Here is an 18521-nt window from a genome sequence, read left to right on the forward strand (position 1 = left end):
CCTCCTGCGGTGTCGCCTAATCAGCCAGAAACCCCACTGAACCCACAAGGGATTGCGTGACGCCCATCGTTGCAAATTGCGTTTTCAGGTCAGCATATTCCGCGTGCTGTTTGGGCAGAGTGTTCTGCTGTCCGCTTTCAGCCAGCAGTCGTGTTTGGCGAATGGACAGATCGACCATCGGCAAAGGCTCGGTGGTGGTGAAGGCTGCAAGCCCATCTGCATATTCAATTGCTGCGTCCCAATCGCCGCGCGCCAGCATGACGGCGCTGGCATCCGAGTAAAAGTGCAGGTGACTGTGCCCCACACATCCCTCGGCAATGATTTCAGACCCCAGGTTCAACAAGCGCGTTTGCTCATCAGGGTTGGTCTCGGCCATTGCCAGAGCCGACAGAGCCTTGGGCCCTACAAAGTTCCGCCCATGTTCAAGCGCGATTTCAACCGCGCGACGCCCAGTCGTACGCGCGCGGTCTGACTGTCCGGTATAAACCTGTGTTCGCGCCAGGTGTTCAAGGGCCTGCGCCTCAAGACGTTTTGCCCCGACGCGTTCCGCAATTTCGGCTGAAACAATGAACGCGTCCAGCGCCTGATCAAGGTTGCCCAGAAAGGTCTCGGCCACGCCCAGGCAGGTCTGTGCAACGCATTCCGGAACAAAGGCAAAGTACTTTTGCGAGATTTCAATAGCCTCAATGGCGTCCGCCTTGCCCTGTGCGACGTCCCCGGTGTAACTGCGCGCGACGCTGAGATTGTGCAGATTGGCAGCCAGATCGCGGACCAGCCCTTTTTCGCGCGCCCGCTCAACAGCCTGCGTATAAAAGCCTGTCGCTGTCTTCATGGTGGCTTTCATGAAGTTTGCATCACCAAATCCGCTTAGCGCCCCTACCTCAAGGCGGGCAGAGCCAAGTTTGCGGGCAAGCGTCAGGGCGCGTTCATTGGCGCTCAGCGCTTCCTTGTCCCGGCCCAGAGGGAAATAAACATTACCGCGCACGTAGCTGATCTGAGCCACATCCCGCTCTGACCCGCAACGCTCGGCGGCGGATTCAGCCATATCGAGTGCCTCAAGGGCATCCTGATACAGGCTGGCTTGCCGTGCGGCCTGCGCCAGCCCGATATGCGCGCGGCTGATTTGCTCATCGGTTTCGGCAACCCGGGCAGCTTCCCGAAATTCACGCAGTGCGTCGCCGGACAGACCCTGAAGCCTGTGCGTCTCAGCCCGAGCGCACAGCAGGTCGAACCGGACACCTGCGGGGGACGGCAGTTCCAGGGCGCGTTCGATCAATGGGCTGGCATCGTCGAATCTGAAGGCCTGAATCAGTTTGTCTGCCGCGTCCAGATACGCCTGTGCGGCGTTATTCGCTCCGGCCCGGTCCAGATGCTGTGCGCACAGGGTCGCATCGCGATCCTCGAACCACTTGGCGGCCTGCCTGTGCAGGCGCGCGCGCTCGGATTTGACCAACGTCGCATAGGATCCATCCCGGATCAGCGCGTGGGCGAACATAAGGTCAGGCCCTGCCTCTCGGACCAGCGCGGATCGGATCAGGCTGGTCGTATCCAGATGCCCTTCACCCAGAATGAAGTTCAGAACTTCTGGCGAGAACCGCTGCCCCAATACCGATGCGGCCTGAATGGCGGCGCGGCTGGTTCGATCCAGTGCATCCAGTCGGGACTGAACGATCCCCTGAATACTGCCGGGCACGCCTTGCTGGGTAAGTACATCCGTATTGCGCAACAACTGTTCAAGAAACAGCGGATTGCCCCCGGCGCGTTTGACACAGGTGTCCAGCAACTCGGGGTCGATGGCCGTGAATTCTTCGACCAACAGTCTGGCCTGTTCTTCCCCCATCGGCGCCAGTTCCATCTTGGACACCAGCGCGCCATCGGTTGCCATTTGCCAGTCCCGGTCAATCGGATCGCCTTCGGCCCGGCTTGTCATCATCAACACGCAAGGGATATTCCGCGTTGCCGCCGCTATATGAGAGCAGGTCATCAGGATCTCGGGCGAGGCCCAGTGGATGTCCTCGATCTGGATCAGCAAGGGGGCTTCCTGGCTGCTGGCCGACAGCAACTCTTCAATGACCTGCCGCCGTCCGCGCAGGCGGGTTTTATTGTCCATCACCGCAAACACCTCAGCCAGACCCGAATCCTGCTCCAGCTCAAGCAGCGCATTGAGGTGCGCGGAGTTCGGGGGGCTGACCCAGCCCCTGGCGATTGCGTCCCTAGCCGCTGCGGCAACTGTTTCCGCGCCATCCGACGGGTCAAGACCCAGAATGCTGCGGGCGACCATCTGAATGGCCGAATGCCCTTCGCGCGCGCCGAAATCCATCACGACACCGTTGTGGATCGTGTAGGACTGGCCGGATGCCAGCTCAGCGACTTGCTCGGACAAATGAGTTTTCCCGATCCCGGGCTCACCCAGGATCACATGGACTTCGCCCTTGCCGTGGCGCTTGCATCGGTCAAATGTGGCCGAAAACACCGACAATTCCCGCTCGCGCCCGATGAATTTGTGACGCCGTGTGCGAATGTTCCGGGCCAATCGATCCAGACGCCAAATTTCAACGGGATCATTCAGCCCTTTGATGGCCTTCACACCAATGGATTCGCCCACGAATAGCGGCCCCAACGCGCGCTGAATGTCGTGTGAAACCAGAGTCTCACCCCCCGCGGAAATATCCGTCAGGCGGGACGCCAGATTCACCCCGTCTCCTGTAACGGTGTATTCCGTATGCGACTGACTTCCGGTCGTACTGGCAATGACTTGACCCGAGGAAATACCGATGTGGCAGGAAAGCGGCGGTGACAAGGTCGGCAGAGCTGCATGTATCTCGGCAGCAGCACGCGCGGCCCTTTCGGTATCATTGGTGTGTGAAATCGGCGCTCCGAAGACGGCCATGACCGCATCGCCGATATGCTTGTCTATACGACCACCGTATTTTTCGACGACATTGTCCACTTTGCTAAAGAATTGATTCAGCAGCGCATGCAGATCTTCAGCATCCAGCTCGCTGGATAGTTTCGTGAATGCGGTCAGATCGGCAAACATCACAGTAACCTGTCGCCGCGCGGGCTCGAGCTGTGCAGCAGATTCAGGTTCTGCTGAGGTTTGGCTGGCATCAATCTGTTCGATGGCGCGCAGCAGCCGCCGCCGATCACCGACGGCCGTCACCCCAATTTCGATCAAATCCTCGGCCGTCAAATCAGGCAGGATGGAGAAATCGATTTTGTTGTCTGCGAAGGCCTGCGCGTACTCGTTTAATCCAATTGCGCTCAGCCAGCCCCTCAGGTCCTGAGACATGTTGCCCCTCTGAAGTCCCCCACTTCATTCAGGAACCTAGCATGTGCGCCGCTTCGAGTCTGCTAGAACCTATTTAATTTATGCTTTTGAGCAGGGTTAATCCAAAACTGGCTCCTGCACCAAGCCAGCGTTTCCAAAACCGCTCGACAGGATATACGAACAGCAGGCCTGGGTGATCTCGCGGAAGCGGGCTCTTTCCCGACGGTAAATATATACCTCTCGCTTGTCTGGCAAATCTGAAATCGGACGAAAGGCGACCGCATCCGGGATGAACTGTGCGACGGTCTGCGGCAGGACCGTGATCCACTGGCCTGCCCTGACAGTCGTGATCAGGGAATGCGTGTTGTGAATGGTAACCTCGGCCCTGTCCAGGATCTCTCGGAAAGGCGCGGACTCGATAAAGTCGCACAAGGCGTTTCGCACGAAGGGCGCCGCCATCAGGTCACAGATTTCGGGCGGTTTGGCCCGTGTCATAAGCGGATGATCGGATGCTGCAACCAGTCCAAAACGATCCTGAAAAAGCGGCTCGGCACTGACCCCATTCAGGGGATGATGGCCAGATGCAATGCCGATATCCGCCTTGTCCCCGGCAACGGCGTCCAGAACATGTTGCGAATCCCCGTCTCGCAACTCGATCTTCAACCCCGGAAAGCGTGATGTCATATGTCCCAGCAAGGCGGGAAAGACCAAGGCCCCCACCGACGGCACGGATACGATACGGATCAACCCATGTTCCGCCTGCGCCGCCATTTCTATGTTCTGAACAGTCTGATCAAAATCGCGCACCTGTTTGAGAGCAAGGTCCAGAACCTGCTGACCCAGCGGCGACAGGTGATTTTTCCGTTCACCTTCAAACAGTTTCTTGCCCAAGTGATCTTCAAACTGCTTCAGCATCATTGAGACGGCGGATTGTGTCCGACCCAGACGGCTGGCAGCCTCGGCAAGGTTTCCGGTTTGGGCCACGGTACAAAAACACCGCAGCATCTCGACTTTCATCGCCATACTTCAAACTTTCTGAAGCTTCCTAAAGTTATTTGAGTTTGACTGATGTTAGCCGAAAGTTCCATCCTGGCCCAAATCGAAATTTGCGAATTTGGGGCCTGACGTGACCAAACTGAACCTGATTGCCGGCGAATGGCTGGCGGGCGAAAGCGAAATTGAAAACCGCAATCCTTCGGATCTAAGCGATCTGGTTGGCATGTTCACACAGGCCAGCGCCGATCAGCTTGAGGCGACGCTGGATCAGGCGCGCGTCGCGCAGGCCGAATGGGCTGCCTACGGGCTGGAGCGGAAACAGGCCGCCCTGAACGCCATCGGCAACGAGTTGATGACCCGCGCCGAAGAGCTGGGTACATTGCTGAGCCGCGAAGAAGGCAAGCCGCTGGCCGAAGGCAAGGGTGAGGTTTTCCGGGCCGGTCAGTTCTTCACATATTACGCCGCCGAGTGCCTGCGCCAGATCGGTGAGAACGCCGATTCCGTGCGCCCCGATATCGAAGTGGATGTGCGCCGCGAAGCTGTTGGCGTTGTCGCAATCATCAGCCCGTGGAACTTCCCCACTGCAACGGCCTCGTGGAAGATTGCCCCGGCGCTGTGCTATGGCAACGCGGTTGTGTGGAAACCTGCCAACATCACCCCCGCCTCGGCTGTGGCCCTGACTGAAATCATCGAACGGCAGGATATTCCGAAAGGTCTGTTCAGCCTTGTGATGGGCTCCGGCCGTTCGGTCGGGCAACGTCTGGTGGAAAGCCCCAAGGTCAATGCGATTTCCTTCACCGGATCGGTGCCCGTGGGCAAAGGCATCGCCGCCGCAGCAATCCAGAACCTGACCAAGGTTCAGATGGAAATGGGGTCCAAAAACGCGCTGGCGGTGATGGACGACGCCGATCTGGATCTGGCAGTGACGCTGGCACTGGGCGGGGCCTTTGGCGGCACCGGTCAAAAATGCACCGCCTCATCGCGTCTGGTGGTTCACGCGGGCATCCACGATGCCTTTGTCGAGAAACTGGTTGCCGGTGCGCAGGCAATGAAAGTGGGTCACGCACTGGAAGCAGGCGTGCAGATGGGCCCCGTCGTCAGCCAGCAGCAGTTGAATGAAAACCTCGCCTATGTCGACCTGGGCAAATCCGAAGGGGCCGAGCTGGCCTGTGGCGGTCAGCGCCTGGAGATGCCTCATGACGGGTTCTACATGTCGCCGGGCGTGTTCCTGAACACCACCAACGACATGCGCATCAACCGCGAAGAAATGTTCGCACCGCTTACATCCGTCATCAAGGTCGGCAGCTATGATGAAGCGCTGAGCGTGGTCAACGACACCAATTTCGGCCTAACCTCGGGCATCGTGACCAAGTCGCTGGCCCGCGCCACCCATTTCCGCCGCAACGCGCGCACCGGCGTGGTGACGGTTAACCTGCCCACCGCTGGCACCGATTACCACGTGCCTTTCGGTGGCCGGGGCGACAGCTCATATGGTCCACGCGAACAGGGTAAGGCAGCGGCTGAATTCTATACGACGGTCAAAACCGCCTATATCAGCGCGGGCCCCGTCTGATGAGGGTCGACGGCCTGCAATATGCCAATTGGTCGGAGAAGATATTTCGCCAATTGCGCGAAGGGCGCGTGGACGCGATCCACGTCACCATCTCCTATCATGAGAATTTCCGAGAAACGGTTCTGAATTTCGAGAAATGGAACCGTTGGTTCGAGCAATATCCGGATCTGATCATGAAAGGGCGGTGGGCCGGCGATATCGACACGGCCCGTGAAACAGGCCGGACCGCCGTGTTTTTCGGGTTTCAGAACCCGTCGCCCATCGAAGACGACATCGGGCTGGTTGAAATCCTGCACGATTTGGGCGCGCGGTTCATGCAACTGACCTATAACAACCAATCCCTGCTGGCGACCGGTTGTTATGAGGCCGAAGACACCGGCATCACCCGAATGGGCAAGCAGGTGATCAAAGAGATGAACCGCGTGGGCCTTGTGGTGGACATGAGCCATTCGGCTGACCGGTCCACAATCGAGGCGGCTGAACTCTCAGACCGGCCCATCGCAATCACGCATGCCAATCCGCACGATTGGTCCCCGGCCCTGCGCAACAAGCGAGATGATGTCATCCGCGCCGTGACTGAAAACGGTGGGATGCTGGGTTTTTCGGTCTACCCTCACCACCTGAAGGACAAGTCTGACTGCACGCTGGAAAGCTTTTGCGAGATGATCGCCCGCACTGCGGATAAATACGGGGCCGAACATCTGGGGATCGGCACTGACCTGTGCCAGGATCAGCCTGACAGTATCGTTGAATGGATGCGTGTGGGGCGGTGGACAAAAGAAATCGACTATGGCGAAGGCTCGGCCTCTGCTCCGGGGTTTCCACCAATGCCGGGCTGGTTTCAGGACAACCGAGACTTTGGAAACATCGAACAAGGGTTACGCGCGACCGGCCTGAACGGTGACGAAGTGGCCGGGATCATGGGCAGGAACTGGTATCGGTTCTTTGCCGAGAACTTCGTCCCACAAAGGTAGCCAAATGGAACCACACGCGCAGACAGAGATCGCCAGACGTGACCCCGCTACGGTCATGCGGCTGTCACGGCTGGGATCATTGCATCAATGCCGGCTCAGCTTTATGCGGCAACTGACACGCCGCATGGCCGATGAAAACTGGAGCTTCTCGCGACCTGCATTCGAAATTGACGACAAAGGTGTCGGCCATGCGGTCTATACCGCGCAAGGCCCCGATCGCGCCTATTCGCTGGTAGCATTTGCCCATGACCTGCCTGCCGATCAACGATCAGACCGGGTTATTGCCGAAGCCTGGGACGCCACCTTTGCGCTGTTCGACGGTATCCCGACGCCAGAAGACATTGATCGGCTGTCGCGGAACGTACCGCTGCAAGAGGCAGGGCGTGTCAGCGAAACCGAATTGTCACTGTCACGCGCCAACCGTTCCGTGCGACTCTGGGCTCATGTGGTGGATCGTCTGGCTGCGGGCCAACAACCGGACCTGGAACAGATTTATCAGGTCGGCTATCTGATGAGGACCACGGCTGTTTACGGGTCGGGCAAGTTCGGGGCTGCGGATCGTGAGAAAACGGCGGACCGGGATGAGGTCAGCGGTCCCTTCCAGATCGAAATGCTGTCGGTGTACCTGACCCGGATTTTTGTACGCGATCTGGTGCAATATATGGCGCAGGTCAAAGGTGGGGATCAAACCGCCGAGCTTGATCCTGAAATCGCACGCTGGCTGGGCATCGGAAATTCCACAGGACTGGGAATGGCGCCGTTCATCGTGAACCATCCCGTTCTGTTCAACAACTGGATCATGGCGCGGGAAGAGGCCATCTCGCGCGTGCGGTCAATTGAGACAGCAACCGAAAAAGACGCGCGTGTCTTTCGCGACGTTTTCGCGCGCAGCAAACAGTCAATCACGTGGTGGCAATCTGAACACCCGATACAGGTTGAAAAACTCGCTGCGCTAAAGGACGACCTGAATTCAATCAGCGCATTTCTGGCTACAGACGACCTGACACGAGACCATCCGTGGGATCGCATGATCCGATGGTCGGAAACCGCGCTCAGCGAAGAAGGCCAGGAGTTGCTGGCCTCGCTGATCCTTGAGCCTTACGGAGATGTCGTGGACGGGCTGTCCAGCTGCATGGCGGACACAAACACGGCTGCACAGGTTATTGATGGAACAATGCCGGTGTCAGGGGTGCGTACCTTGATCCGGAACAGTTTTGACTGGGCGCTGGATCTTGATTGGAGTGATCCGAAAAACTGCGCGCGCGCCTGGTACGTTTCCGAAGAGAAACTTGAACCCCGACTGGGTGAACGGTTTGAAGAACCAATTGCGGACTATGAACAACCGCTCGCGCCCGCGCGTGATGCGGCACTGGCTTTCAAGGCTTTGCAAGAGTGGCCGGATGATGCGCCGATAGCAGAGTTTCTTATGCGCCACCCCGAGCATCGCCACACCGTACGCCGCGCACAAATCAGCCGTGTCGCGCCATATGGTGAGATCCATGACAACACAATCGGCGCAAACGTGATGCCCATCGATATGTTGCGCGCAAAACTATCCTTCTTTGGCGCGACGCATTTCGACCCTCGTTCAGATCGCTGGGTCCGCATCTGCATGTATGCCGGCGCCCCCTACCCCGATGAGCTAAATACCGCGAACGCAGATTTGTGGGTTTATCCGGAGGTTGCGCAATGACCTTTTCATTGAACGAAGTCGAAGCAACAGCCAAACGCGCAACTCGTGGGGCCGGATATGCCTGGGGCGTGGCGGAAGAGGCTGCGAAAGCCACCCGGTGGCTAAACGCCCAAGGGTTCGACGGGCCCGCCATTCTGGCCCAACTGCTCAAACGTGAATATGCGCCCTGTCTGGAACGCCACATTCCTGTGCTTCAGAACGGAGTATGGGTTGGCCAACAAGACCTGTGCCCCCTGATGACCGGAGCTGCGATATCGGATTCACCGACCGTCCTGTCCCAAGGCACCATTTCGATTTCAAATCTCGCGGCACCACTGCTGTTGCTGCCCTTTGTCGCTGCGGGGGCCAAAAAACTGGGAACGACAGTAAAAGTCACCTTTGACGGGTATGCTGCGATAACTGATGGTGTTCATTTAAGCTGCGCAGACTGCAATTTAGACCGCGCTGATCATGTTGAAATAACTGAGGGCGGCCACATTCAAAACAGTCGTCCTCTGCAAAGCCGTGCCGCTCCAAATGCAGAGGTGTGGCGGATCCTCAACTCCATGGCGCACCGTACATATGCCCCTGCAACCGAAGAATCCCGACTGCTTGGCGCTGGTTCCGGCCTGTCGGACAATGACTGAAGGATCATCAGATGACCGAGACCCAAACCTTGTCGCTTGCCGAAATCGAAAAGCTGTCCTTCACCGCGTTGGTTGCCGCTGGCACAAGTGAAGAAAACGCGCGCCCTCTGGCCGTGGCCACGGCGGCAACCGAAGCGGATGGGGTGGCCAGCCATGGTCTGGCTTACATTCCGATTTACTGTGAACATGTACAATGCGGTAAAGTCGACGGTCAGGCAGTACCGACGCTGGAAACGCCGCGCCCCGGCCTTATCCGGGTAGACGCTGCGACCGGGTTCGCACATGCAGCCATTGAAATGGGCTTTGATGCATTGATCCCGGCGGCTCGTGAACAGGGCATCGCGGCCCTTGCGATCACCAACAGCTACAATTGCGGTGTGTTGGGTTATCACACGTATCGACTGGCGCAGGCGGGTCTGGTTGGTCTTGGATTCACCAATGCACCAGCATCCATTGCACCTTCGGGTGGATCGAAGCCCGTTGTCGGCACCAACCCGTTCTCTGTTGCGGTACCGGGTCCAGACGGGCAACCCGCGTTGCTGATTGACCAGAGCGCCAGCACCATCGCCAAAAGCGAAGTGATGAAACACGCCAGAGAAGGCAAGGCCATCCCGGTCGGCTGGGCACTGGACCCGGACGGAAACCCGACAACAGACCCGAATGTCGGTCTGAAAGGAAGCATGGCCCCATCCGGCGGGTACAAAGGTGTGGGTATCGCTTTGCTGACTGAAATCATGGCGGCGGCTTTGACAGGATCTACTCTTGGGCTGCATGCCTCTCCGTTCTCGGGAACGGTCGGGGGTCCACCGAAAACCGGGCAGTTCTTCATCGCTATTGACCCTGCGGTTTCGTCAAATGGACTGTTTTCAACCGCAATATCGGATCTGGTCGCGTCGATCAGAGATCAGGACGGCGCGCACCTGCCCGGAGATGGGCGCCGTGCATGTCGCCTTGCCGCAGGTCAAAAAGGTGTCGCCGTCAACACTGCTACATTGGCCAGAATTGACGCGATAATTCAGGAAAACAGTTAAGAGCAGCCACCAGACCGGGCGGATGTGGTGGCCGCTTGCGCCTAGTTCACGAAATGCAGCGTGTCGAATTCACTACGCCAGGCAGAGACTTCCGAAGCGACAGGCGCGTCGTCCAGTCCTCGCCTGATCAAATCGGCGAGGCGATCAGCATCTCGAGAGGTCATGCCCCAGCGAACCAATTCAGGAGTGCCAATCCGCAACCCGTTCAAGTCCCCTTCAACCGGCTTGACAGGCAATCCGATGCCGCATGCAAGAAACCCGCTTTCGCGAAGCTTCTTCGATGCCGCCTGCCCTCCGCCATAGGGCTCTGCCAGAACCGCGAACTGATGCGAATTGGTGAAGCCTTCCGCACCCTCAAAGACGCGAACACCCTGCGCATCCAACGCTGCGGCCAGTGCTTTTGACAGTGCGATCATCTCGTTCGCGTACGCCTGACCAAAGTCTTTCCAATCCAGCATGGTAACCGCAAGAGCGGCCGTTTTGGCGGCATCGAAATTGGCTGTCATCCCGGGAAAAGCAATAGCATCCAATGATTTGGCAATGTCGACATCATTCGACACGATCAATCCACCTGCTGGTCCACCAAGGCTTTTATAGGTGCTCATGGTCATGAAATGCGCGCCCTCGTTCAACGGGTTCGACCAGGCACGCCCCGCGATTATCCCGCACTGATGCGCGGCGTCGAACATGACTTTCGCGTCAACTTCGTCCGCAATGGCCCGCACCTCGGCAACAGGGTGTTCAAAAAGGTTCAGACTTCCGCCGATCGTGATCAGCTTGGGGCGCTCAGCCCGCGCCAGGTCGCGCAGTTGGTCCAGATCGACTGTGTAGCCATTTGTGTTAACCGGTGCCTCGATCGTGCGCAGCCCGAACAGCCCTGCACAGCCCGCAGTATGATGGGTCACATGGCCGCCGATCATTGCGGGTGGCGCAATGATTGTATCACCCGGCTTACAGGTCGCCATGAAGCCATAAAGATTTGCAATTGCGCCCGACGGCACACGAACCTCTGCAAATCGGGCATCAAAGACCTCTGCACAAAGCTCGGCCGCGATGACTTCGATTTCTTCGATTGCTTCCAGCCCCATTTCATATTTGTCACCGGGATAGCCCAGCGAAGGCCGCGACCCGATGCCCGACGACAAAAGCGCCTCGGCCTTGGGGTTCATGACATTGGTCGCGGGGTTGAGGTTGAAACACTCTTCCTCGTGAATACGGCGGTTTTCCTCTGCCAGATGCACGATCCGGTCCAATAGGTCGCCAGACGATGCCGATGCTGTCTTTGTCGCGATATTCTGAACCAATGTTTCGCTTGCGGTGGGCACCCAGTCTCTATGTGCAAGTGTCATCTGACATCCTCCTGTTTCGTGCACTGTGACTGCTGCTGCGTGACTTCGCAAAGCAGATTTGTTATTTCTTGGCGTAGAAAAACTAAGGCTAAGGTGATGAGCGTTTCCCCAAAGCGTCCCAAAGGGCCCCCACTGAACGCAATGCGCGCTTTTGAGGCAGCGGCGCGCCACATCAGCTTTGTCGCCGCGGCTGAAGAGTTGAACGTCACACCGGGTGCAATCTCGCAACACGTCAAAACGCTGGAAGGCTGGGCCGGTGCAGCACTTTTCCGGCGCAACGCGCAAGGCGTAGAACTCACGCCCGAGGGGCAGTCGCTTGTCGCTGAATTTACCAGGGCTTTTGACCAATTGGCCGACGCGGCCCGTGCGCTGCGCAACCTTAAACCCAATGCAGATTTTCATATCGCTGCTTTACCGGCCATTGCTCAGCTCTGGCTTCCCAAAAGGCTGCGCCAGATCCGATCTCAATTTCCTGACATCAGTTTTTCAGTCACTGCGCTGGAAGCGCCGCCGAGCCTGGGGCGCGAACTGTTCGACCTGTCAATCTTCTTCGCTCCACCGGACGACACGGCCAATCAGGTGGTCGTTTGCCCGGACGAGATCGTGCCGGTTTGCGCCCCGGCGCTTAAGGACCAAGTTTGCCGCGCAAACGGTTTTCTGGGCGTACCGTTGCTGCACGATCTGGTGTGGAACGAAGATTGGACCAAATGGGCCCAACACTCTGGCTATGACCTGCATAGTGCCAAGGGCGGTGCTCAATTCTCCCTCTACAGTCTGGCCGTAGAGGAAGCGAAGGCGGGCGCAGGAATACTGATGGGACACCTGTGCCTGATCGAAGACGCCTTGGCCACAGGCGAGCTGACAGCTGCGCACACCAAATTGTTCCGCACCGACCGATCTCTGGTTATCCAAATGCCACAACGAACCCGCAGGAGACCGGAAACGGACCAGATTATCGCATGTTTGTCCCGTTGACCCAAATTGTCCCAGACCTCAGCGCTGGATAGATGGGAACTGAAAGGGGGGCGAAAGATTGCCCAAAACACCGGGCACTTATCTTCGTCAAACTCGAACGCTTGGTCCCAACTTTGCATGTTCAATCATGTTTGGGTACACACGAAAAACTGTCAGAGCGCTTCCGCAATCGTGGCCACTCGGTTTGGCCAGCGACACGTGGAGGGTCACAGTGCTCCGCGCCCGTAGAAGACGGGCTGCGTCAAACGGGTTTAGTCGGTCTCAGCTTTTGGCTTTGCCTGCGACCTTGGAGGCAGCTTCCATGTTTTCGCCGATGATGTCTGCTTCTGTTTCGCTTACGTATTTTGCACAGCGCGACATCATTTCGAACCATTCACGTGCGTCATCCACCATTCGTTCCATGGAATGGCGTTGCCATTCGGCGACGGCTTGCATCGTTTTGCTTGGATCTGGGTTGTCGCCAAACGTAGCTTCCCGGGCAGTTTGCAGCGCGGTGCGTGCAGCCTCATGGCGGCGCTTGAACCAGAGGCGGGAGTATTCCTCCGCCTCGCTCAGCAGGTGGTCCTGCGCTTTCCAAAACTGCTCAATCTGCGGCGTCACCGCGGAGTTCATGGACATCATGCCCTGCATGGATTTCAACACGTCGGTAAGGGCTTCCTGTGTCTCGATTTCGGCTGATTTTGTGGGCATTTGAACTCTCCCTGGAAAAGAAGACGGTGATTAATTTTACCACACCCAGAGGTGCACTCTCATTAACCGAGATCAAATTCACTGGGTAATTCGCGCCGTCGTTTCACAATACGCCCGTCCACAACATACACGGTCGGTTGATATCAACTCATCTGGGCGACTGACCGTCTGAACATAACCAGACTTGTCATCAACAGGGCCAGACCCAACACAGCCATCCAAACGAATTCCGGCCAGACCGTTTCGATTCCAGCACCTTTGAAAACAATTGCTTGGCTGGCTGACATATAGTGGCGCGATGGCAGAAACAGCGTTCCGGCTTGCAACCAGCCTGGTTGCCCTTCGACTGGTGTTTCCCCTCCGGACAGCATCAGCATTGGCAGGACAATCAGCATGACCAGAAGCGCAAATTGCGCCATTGAGCGCGCGATCGTCGCCAGAAATACCCCAAGCGCCGTAGCTGTAAACAGAAAAAGTGCGGTTCCAAATAGGAACAGTGTCTTTGATCCGGCAATGCGAATGTCCAACGAACCCTGCATGACAAAAGTCAGCGATAACCCCGCAGCGATCAGAACAACGGCCGCATTGGCCCAGATTTTTGCCATCGCAATGTCGAGCGGAGTTAGAGGCATGGCGAGCAGATGCTCAATTGTTCCATGCTCTCTCTCCCGGATCATGGCAGCGCCGGTCAGGATGGTCGTGAGCCACATGATCTGACCGATCAGCGCAACGATGCCCGCAAAACGCACCGTATCTCTGTTTGGGTTGAAGGCACTTCTCAGAATGACATTGATTGCGGGAGGATCTACGAGGTCAACACCAACTGCAAAGCGATGGATTTCAGCGCTCAATATACTGGTGATGTAATTGGCGCCGATACCTGCCTGCTCCATAGCCGTGGCGTCTATCAGAACCTGTATCTCTGGTGTGCTTCTGGCGCGCAGGTCTTTTTCAAAACCTGGAGGAATGGCAACGATGAAGATAAACCGCCCGGCATCCATGTGCGCTGGACCGGTCCCCGGTTCAATTTGCACGACCGGTTGAAACTCCGGTGGGAAAAACGCAGTGGCAAGGGTGCGCGATAGTGGAGAGTTATCCTCATCTGCAAATGCGATTGAGGCGTTATTCACCGAGCTTGCAACGCCTGTTGCTTCCATGATCGGAGCCAGCGTGAATGACCAGACCAGCAAGGCCATCATCACCCAATCGCGGCGCAGGCTCATCATTTCCTTCAATCCCAGCCAGAATATGCAAAAAAGGCGCTGCATTCACTTCTCCTGCGCGCGCAGGCAAAGGGCGGCGGCGAGTGTCAGCACTGGACCGAAACAGGCAAGCGCAAGAATGTCCGGGGCAAGTGATTCCCACCCTAAGCCCTTGGTGAACGCGCCGACGTTCAGGTGCAGAAAATAGGAAGATGGCCAAAGCGAGCCGATGAACTGAGCCCCCCCTTCCAAAGTGGAGACGGGCTGCAACAGGCCCGAGAACTGGATGGTCGGCACAACCGAGGCGATGGCTGTCGCAAATGTCGCTGCCACCTGGCTGGATGTCATTGTGGCAATCAGCAATCCATAGGACGTCGTTGCCCAGATATACAAAAACGCACCAACCGCTAGCGGAATGGGATCGCCTTTGAGCGGCACACCGAAGACGAAAATGGTCATCGCTGCCAGCAACAGAAAGTTTGCAAAAGCAATTGCAATATAGGGAATTTGCTTACCAATCAGGAATTCGAGCCGGGTTGTCGGTGTTACGTAGAAATTCACCACAGATCCCAGCTCACGCTCACGCGCGACACTGACCGCCGTCAAGACGGCCGGCAACATGATAAGCAAAATCGCCGGCATGGCCGGGGCCATTGCTGCAATGCTTTCAAAACTCTGATTGTAGCGAAATCGCGGTTCTATCCGGGCAATCTCGAAGTCCCGTTGCCCCGTCTTTCGGGCGTGTTCGTCCAGAAAGGACTGATGCAGTCCCGCGACATATCCTTCAACGGTCTCGCCTTTGAACGGAATGGCACCATCGACTGTCGCGAGGACCTGTGTTGGCTCGCCTGTGCGCAGCTTACGACCGAAGTTCGGTGGCAACTCTAAGACCAGTGAAACGTCTCCTGCCTGGAGCCGGTTGTGGCCTTCCATAGCGCTTTCCAATGGCGGCGTGGGTTTGAAATAGGACGACCCCGCGAACTCAGTTGCATAGGCACGGCTCTCAGGACCCTGAGAAAGGTCTAGAACGGCAAAGTCCAGTTCATCAATGTCAAGCGTGATGCCAAAGCAGAAAACCAACATCAAAATGGCTGACCCAAGAAACGCAAAGGCAAGGCGCACAGGATCGCGCGCCACCTCGACGGCCTCGCGTCGCGTATAGGCCAGTGCGCGCCCGACACTGCCACCGACGTGTTTGGAATTGGTGGCCAAATCAACTCTCGGTGCTTCAACCGGCGCCGGTCTTTCTGCCGCCTCCAGAATTGAGATGAACGCAGCCTCAAGGCTGTCGGCGCTTTCAGCGGCGATCAATTCGGCTGGTGTGCCTTCTGCCAAGACCTGGCCTGCGTGCATAAACGAAACACGGTCACATCGTTCTGCTTCTGCCATGAAATGGGTGGAGACAAAGATCGTTACCGCGTCTTGTCGGGACAACTCGACGAGCAAGGCCCAAAACGTATCTCGCGCCTCTGGGTCCACTCCGGATGTCGGCTCATCCAATATCAGCACACGCGGGCGATGGATGATCGCAACCGCCAGCGACAGGCGCTGTTTGATCCCAAGGGGCAGGGCGGCCGCAAGGGTATCACGATGCGTGCCGAGTCCGAATCGTTCCGTCAGTTCCGAAATGCGCGCGTCGCGGTCAGGGATTGCGAAAATCCGGGCGTGCAACTGAAGGTTCTGATACACTGACAATTCACCGTACAATGAAAACGCCTGACTCATGTACCCAATCTCGCGGCGCACCTTTCGATCCCTGGCGTCAACGGGTTTGCCGAATAACAATGCCTCGCCTGAGCTTGCAGGCAGCAAACCGGTCAGCATTTTCATCGTCGTGGATTTTCCGCATCCGTTTGATCCCAGAAACCCGAAAATCTCTCCGCGATTGATCGAGAAATCAACGTTGTTCACGGCGATGAAATCGCCAAAGCGCCGTGTCAGCCCGCGTGCAGTAATCACGGGATCCGATTTGATCTGTCGAACGATTGATTGACCCGGCGCTGAACCAGATGCCTCGTCTGCCCGCAAGCGTCGGTACGCAGTTTCGAAGTCCTTATCGGCACGCTTCAATTCGGCGGGTTTACCCTGAAAGATGACGCGACCTGCGTCCATCGCGACGATCCAGTCAAAGCCTTCGGCCTCCTCCATATAGGCTGTAGACACAAGGACAGAGAGCTTGGGGTTTTCCGTTCGGATAGCGTCGATCAATGCCCAAAACTGTCGACGCGACAACGGATCAACCCCGGTTGTTGGCTCATCCAGAACCAGGAGTTTGGGGTCATGAATCAACGCACAGCACAGGCCAAGCTTCTGTTTCATTCCACCAGAAAGCCTGCCCATCAGGCGATCCTCAAATGGTGCAAGCGCGGTCGCTGTCAGCAATGCGGTGATCCGGGCGTCACGCTCGTCGTGTCCCTGTCCGAAAAGGCCCGAGAAGAACTCCAAATTTTCGCGTACCGACAGTTCTGAATAGAGATTCCGACCCAAACCTTGCGGCATGAATGCGATCGCAGGGCATATTCGTCTACGATGAGTGGGCTCATCAATCGCTCCGCCCAGAACGTCGATTGATCCGGATTGAAGCTTTTTTGCACCGGTGATCAACCCAAGCAATGTGGACTTGCCCACCCCGTCTGGGCCAATGAAGCCGACAAGCTGTCCGGTTGGAAGGTCCAAGGTTACAGAGTTCAACGCGATGTGTTTTCGATACCTGTGTGTAACACCGGCAATTCGAAACTCTGACGAGGCGACTGTGGCATTCATTTGAACAGCTCTTGCGGGATGGGCTGTTCAAGCGCCTCGGGCCATGCGCTGGTGGGATCGATCCGTATCACGGCAATGCCGCGCAGGCCCGTTTTTACGTGTTCAATCCGGCTTTCAACCAGGTCCTGGGGGATACGAACGCGGACACGAAAGACCAGTTGCTCGCGTTCATCCAGAGTCTCGACTTGTTTGGGCGTGAATTGCGCCTCGGGAGAAACAAAGCTGACATATGCAGGTGTGGCGTATTCGGGTAAAGCATCAAGCACGATGCGAGCTTCGGCTCCAATCGGCAACAGCCCGGCTTCCCGCGCAGGAAGGAAAACTTCCATATACACGTTCTCGAGACTGAGAAGGGTCAGGATCGGTTCACCCGCTCCGACGACCTCGCCCGGCTCGGCCAATCGATAAAGAACGCGACCCGGCATTGGTGCCAGCAAGGAACTGTCTTCGATTTGCGCCTCAATCCTGCGCACCTCGGCTTCTGCAGCGGCAATCCGGCTTTCTGCGGTTGCAACTCGGGCTTTGGCGGCACCCAACACAGCAGACGCAACTTGGTGGATGGTTTCACGTTCCTCAAAAACTGTCTTAGAGATATTGTTCCCGGTCAGTAGCGCTGTAGCACGTTCAAGTTCCTGCGCCGCCCGACGTTGCTCACTTTGGCGTTGCAGAACCAAGGCTTCAGCTTCTGCTTTTGTCTGGCGCGCCAAGGCTACCTCGGCTTTTGCCCGGTCCAGCGCTGCGGACAGTTCGTCTATATCCATCCTGGCAAGTACATCACCGGCGGCGACCATGCCGCCTTCAGGTGCCAGAACTTTGGCAACACGCCCGGCGATCGTTGGCGCAATTTCAACCTGCTCTGCCTCAATCCTTCCATTACCCTGTACGAAGCCACTCGGCAATTGATCGCCGTCTTGGGAGATGACGGAGTAAACAACCGCGCCAGCAACCACGATGACTACCAGAGCAAAAAAGATGGGCGAACTCTTCTTCATAGCTTTTGCCAGATCGTTGAATGCGACGGTCAGTCTAGTGCCTGGCAGGATTGGGGACTTTGCGATGGATCAAGCGTTTCCAAAGCATGCTTGGGGGAACAACATATCCTGTCTGTCGGAATGGACGTGTCCTGTTTTCGTGCCGCCCCAGGTGCTCGTTCAGCCTCTGTTGCGCATTCATCACAGGGTGAATTGCGTCCCCTGTTGCTTCCAGAGTGCTTTGAGTTGTGCAGTGGCCCTGAACGCAGAAAGCGCCCCTTGGGGCGCTAAGTGTTTGATATCTGACTTGAAGTATTGGTTGCGGGAGCAGGATTTGAACCTGCGACCTTCAGGTTATGAGCCTGACGAGCTACCGGGCTGCTCCATCCCGCGTCAGAGTCAGATTT

At 57.1% G+C, this 18521-nt stretch carries 13 protein-coding genes and 1 tRNA gene; 6 read left to right on the forward strand and 8 right to left on the reverse strand.

The genetic code is table 11. The annotated features are described in order from the left end of the window. Positions 1-16 precede the first annotated feature (16 nt). Both ACR0D9_RS16290 and ACR0D9_RS16295 read right to left on the reverse strand, forming a co-directional pair. Positions 17-3292 (reverse strand): adenylate/guanylate cyclase domain-containing protein, encoded by a 3276-nt coding sequence (locus ACR0D9_RS16290; protein WP_480539455.1) that lies wholly within the window; start codon positions 3290-3292, stop codon positions 17-19. Positions 3293-3388: 96 nt separating this feature from the next. Beyond that, complete coding sequence (locus ACR0D9_RS16295; protein ID WP_480488180.1) at positions 3389-4294, reverse strand: LysR family transcriptional regulator; 906 nt, start codon at positions 4292-4294, stop codon at positions 3389-3391. 103 nt (positions 4295-4397) lie between these two features. Between ACR0D9_RS16295 and ACR0D9_RS16300 the strand changes: the two genes are divergently transcribed. From ACR0D9_RS16300 to ACR0D9_RS16320, 5 genes are read left to right on the forward strand one after another with little or no spacing between them, the layout of a single operon-like run. Continuing rightward, positions 4398-5840: an aldehyde dehydrogenase family protein gene (locus tag ACR0D9_RS16300; protein WP_480539457.1), complete on the forward strand. Its 1443-nt coding sequence runs from the start codon at positions 4398-4400 to the stop codon at positions 5838-5840. Continuing rightward, positions 5840-6814 carry a membrane dipeptidase gene (locus ACR0D9_RS16305; protein WP_480539459.1) on the forward strand — a complete coding sequence of 325 codons (975 nt, stop codon included), beginning with the start codon at positions 5840-5842 and terminating at the stop codon, positions 6812-6814. Before ACR0D9_RS16300 ends, ACR0D9_RS16305 begins: the two co-directional genes overlap by 1 nt. A 4-nt stretch (positions 6815-6818) precedes the next feature. Next, complete coding sequence (locus tag ACR0D9_RS16310; protein WP_480539461.1) at positions 6819-8507, forward strand: hypothetical protein; 1689 nt, start codon at positions 6819-6821, stop codon at positions 8505-8507. Further along, positions 8504-9133: a DUF3726 domain-containing protein gene (locus ACR0D9_RS16315; protein WP_480539463.1), complete on the forward strand. Its 630-nt coding sequence runs from the start codon at positions 8504-8506 to the stop codon at positions 9131-9133. Before ACR0D9_RS16310 ends, ACR0D9_RS16315 begins: the two co-directional genes overlap by 4 nt. 11 nt (positions 9134-9144) lie before the next feature. After that, positions 9145-10164: an Ldh family oxidoreductase gene (locus ACR0D9_RS16320; RefSeq protein WP_480507133.1), complete on the forward strand. Its 1020-nt coding sequence runs from the start codon at positions 9145-9147 to the stop codon at positions 10162-10164. Positions 10165-10205: 41 nt separating this feature from the next. Here the strand turns inward: ACR0D9_RS16320 and ACR0D9_RS16325 are convergent, their stop codons facing one another. Continuing rightward, positions 10206-11513, reverse strand: coding sequence for an aminotransferase class I/II-fold pyridoxal phosphate-dependent enzyme (locus tag ACR0D9_RS16325; protein ID WP_480539465.1), 1308 nt, complete (start codon positions 11511-11513; stop codon positions 10206-10208). 96 nt (positions 11514-11609) lie between these two features. Here ACR0D9_RS16325 and ACR0D9_RS16330 point away from each other — a divergent pair, with 96 nt between their 5' ends. Beyond that, a complete protein-coding gene (locus ACR0D9_RS16330) occupies positions 11610-12488 on the forward strand; it encodes a LysR family transcriptional regulator (RefSeq protein ID WP_480483861.1) in 879 nt (292 codons plus the stop codon). Between the two features lie 261 nt (positions 12489-12749). Here ACR0D9_RS16330 and ACR0D9_RS16335 read toward each other — a convergent pair whose 3' ends face one another. The 5 genes from ACR0D9_RS16335 to ACR0D9_RS16355 form a co-directional block, all read right to left on the reverse strand. Beyond that, the gene (locus ACR0D9_RS16335) at positions 12750-13178 is read right to left on the reverse strand and encodes a phasin family protein (protein ID WP_480488186.1); all 429 of its coding nucleotides are present in this window, start codon (positions 13176-13178) and stop codon (positions 12750-12752) included. Positions 13179-13321: 143 nt separating this feature from the next. Continuing rightward, positions 13322-14446, reverse strand: a complete 1125-nt coding sequence (locus tag ACR0D9_RS16340) for an ABC transporter permease (protein WP_480483859.1) — start codon at positions 14444-14446, stop codon at positions 13322-13324. Beyond that, positions 14447-17143, reverse strand: coding sequence for a ribosome-associated ATPase/putative transporter RbbA (gene rbbA, locus ACR0D9_RS16345; RefSeq protein ID WP_480539467.1), 2697 nt, complete (start codon positions 17141-17143; stop codon positions 14447-14449). It abuts the gene before it with no gap. Next, positions 17140-18135, reverse strand: a complete 996-nt coding sequence (locus ACR0D9_RS16350; protein ID WP_480539469.1) for an HlyD family secretion protein — start codon at positions 18133-18135, stop codon at positions 17140-17142. The genes rbbA and ACR0D9_RS16350 overlap by 4 nt, the downstream gene beginning before the upstream one ends. Before the next feature lie 295 nt (positions 18136-18430). Continuing rightward, a tRNA-Met gene (locus tag ACR0D9_RS16355) sits at positions 18431-18507 on the reverse strand. Positions 18508-18521: the final 14 nt, after the last annotated feature.

The sequence above is a fragment of the Ruegeria sp. AK11 genome (assembly GCF_056541095.1).

Bases quoted from the DNA above. Each gene is read 5' to 3' on its own strand.
- ACR0D9_RS16315 (WP_480539463.1), top strand. From the start codon at position 8,504: ATGACCTTTTCATTGAACGAAGTCGAAGCAACAGCCAAACGCGCAACT.
- rbbA (WP_480539467.1), bottom strand. From the start codon at position 17,143: ATGAATGCCACAGTCGCCTCGTCAGAGTTTCGAATTGCCGGTGTTACA.
- ACR0D9_RS16350 (WP_480539469.1), bottom strand. From the start codon at position 18,135: ATGAAGAAGAGTTCGCCCATCTTTTTTGCTCTGGTAGTCATCGTGGTT.
- ACR0D9_RS16310 (WP_480539461.1), top strand. From the start codon at position 6,819: ATGGAACCACACGCGCAGACAGAGATCGCCAGACGTGACCCCGCTACG.
- ACR0D9_RS16335 (WP_480488186.1), bottom strand. From the start codon at position 13,178: ATGCCCACAAAATCAGCCGAAATCGAGACACAGGAAGCCCTTACCGAC.
- ACR0D9_RS16305 (WP_480539459.1), top strand. From the start codon at position 5,840: ATGAGGGTCGACGGCCTGCAATATGCCAATTGGTCGGAGAAGATATTT.
- ACR0D9_RS16340 (WP_480483859.1), bottom strand. From the start codon at position 14,446: ATGCAGCGCCTTTTTTGCATATTCTGGCTGGGATTGAAGGAAATGATG.
- ACR0D9_RS16325 (WP_480539465.1), bottom strand. From the start codon at position 11,513: ATGACACTTGCACATAGAGACTGGGTGCCCACCGCAAGCGAAACATTG.
- ACR0D9_RS16295 (WP_480488180.1), bottom strand. From the start codon at position 4,294: ATGGCGATGAAAGTCGAGATGCTGCGGTGTTTTTGTACCGTGGCCCAA.
- ACR0D9_RS16320 (WP_480507133.1), top strand. From the start codon at position 9,145: ATGACCGAGACCCAAACCTTGTCGCTTGCCGAAATCGAAAAGCTGTCC.
- ACR0D9_RS16330 (WP_480483861.1), top strand. From the start codon at position 11,610: ATGAGCGTTTCCCCAAAGCGTCCCAAAGGGCCCCCACTGAACGCAATG.
- ACR0D9_RS16290 (WP_480539455.1), bottom strand. From the start codon at position 3,292: ATGTCTCAGGACCTGAGGGGCTGGCTGAGCGCAATTGGATTAAACGAG.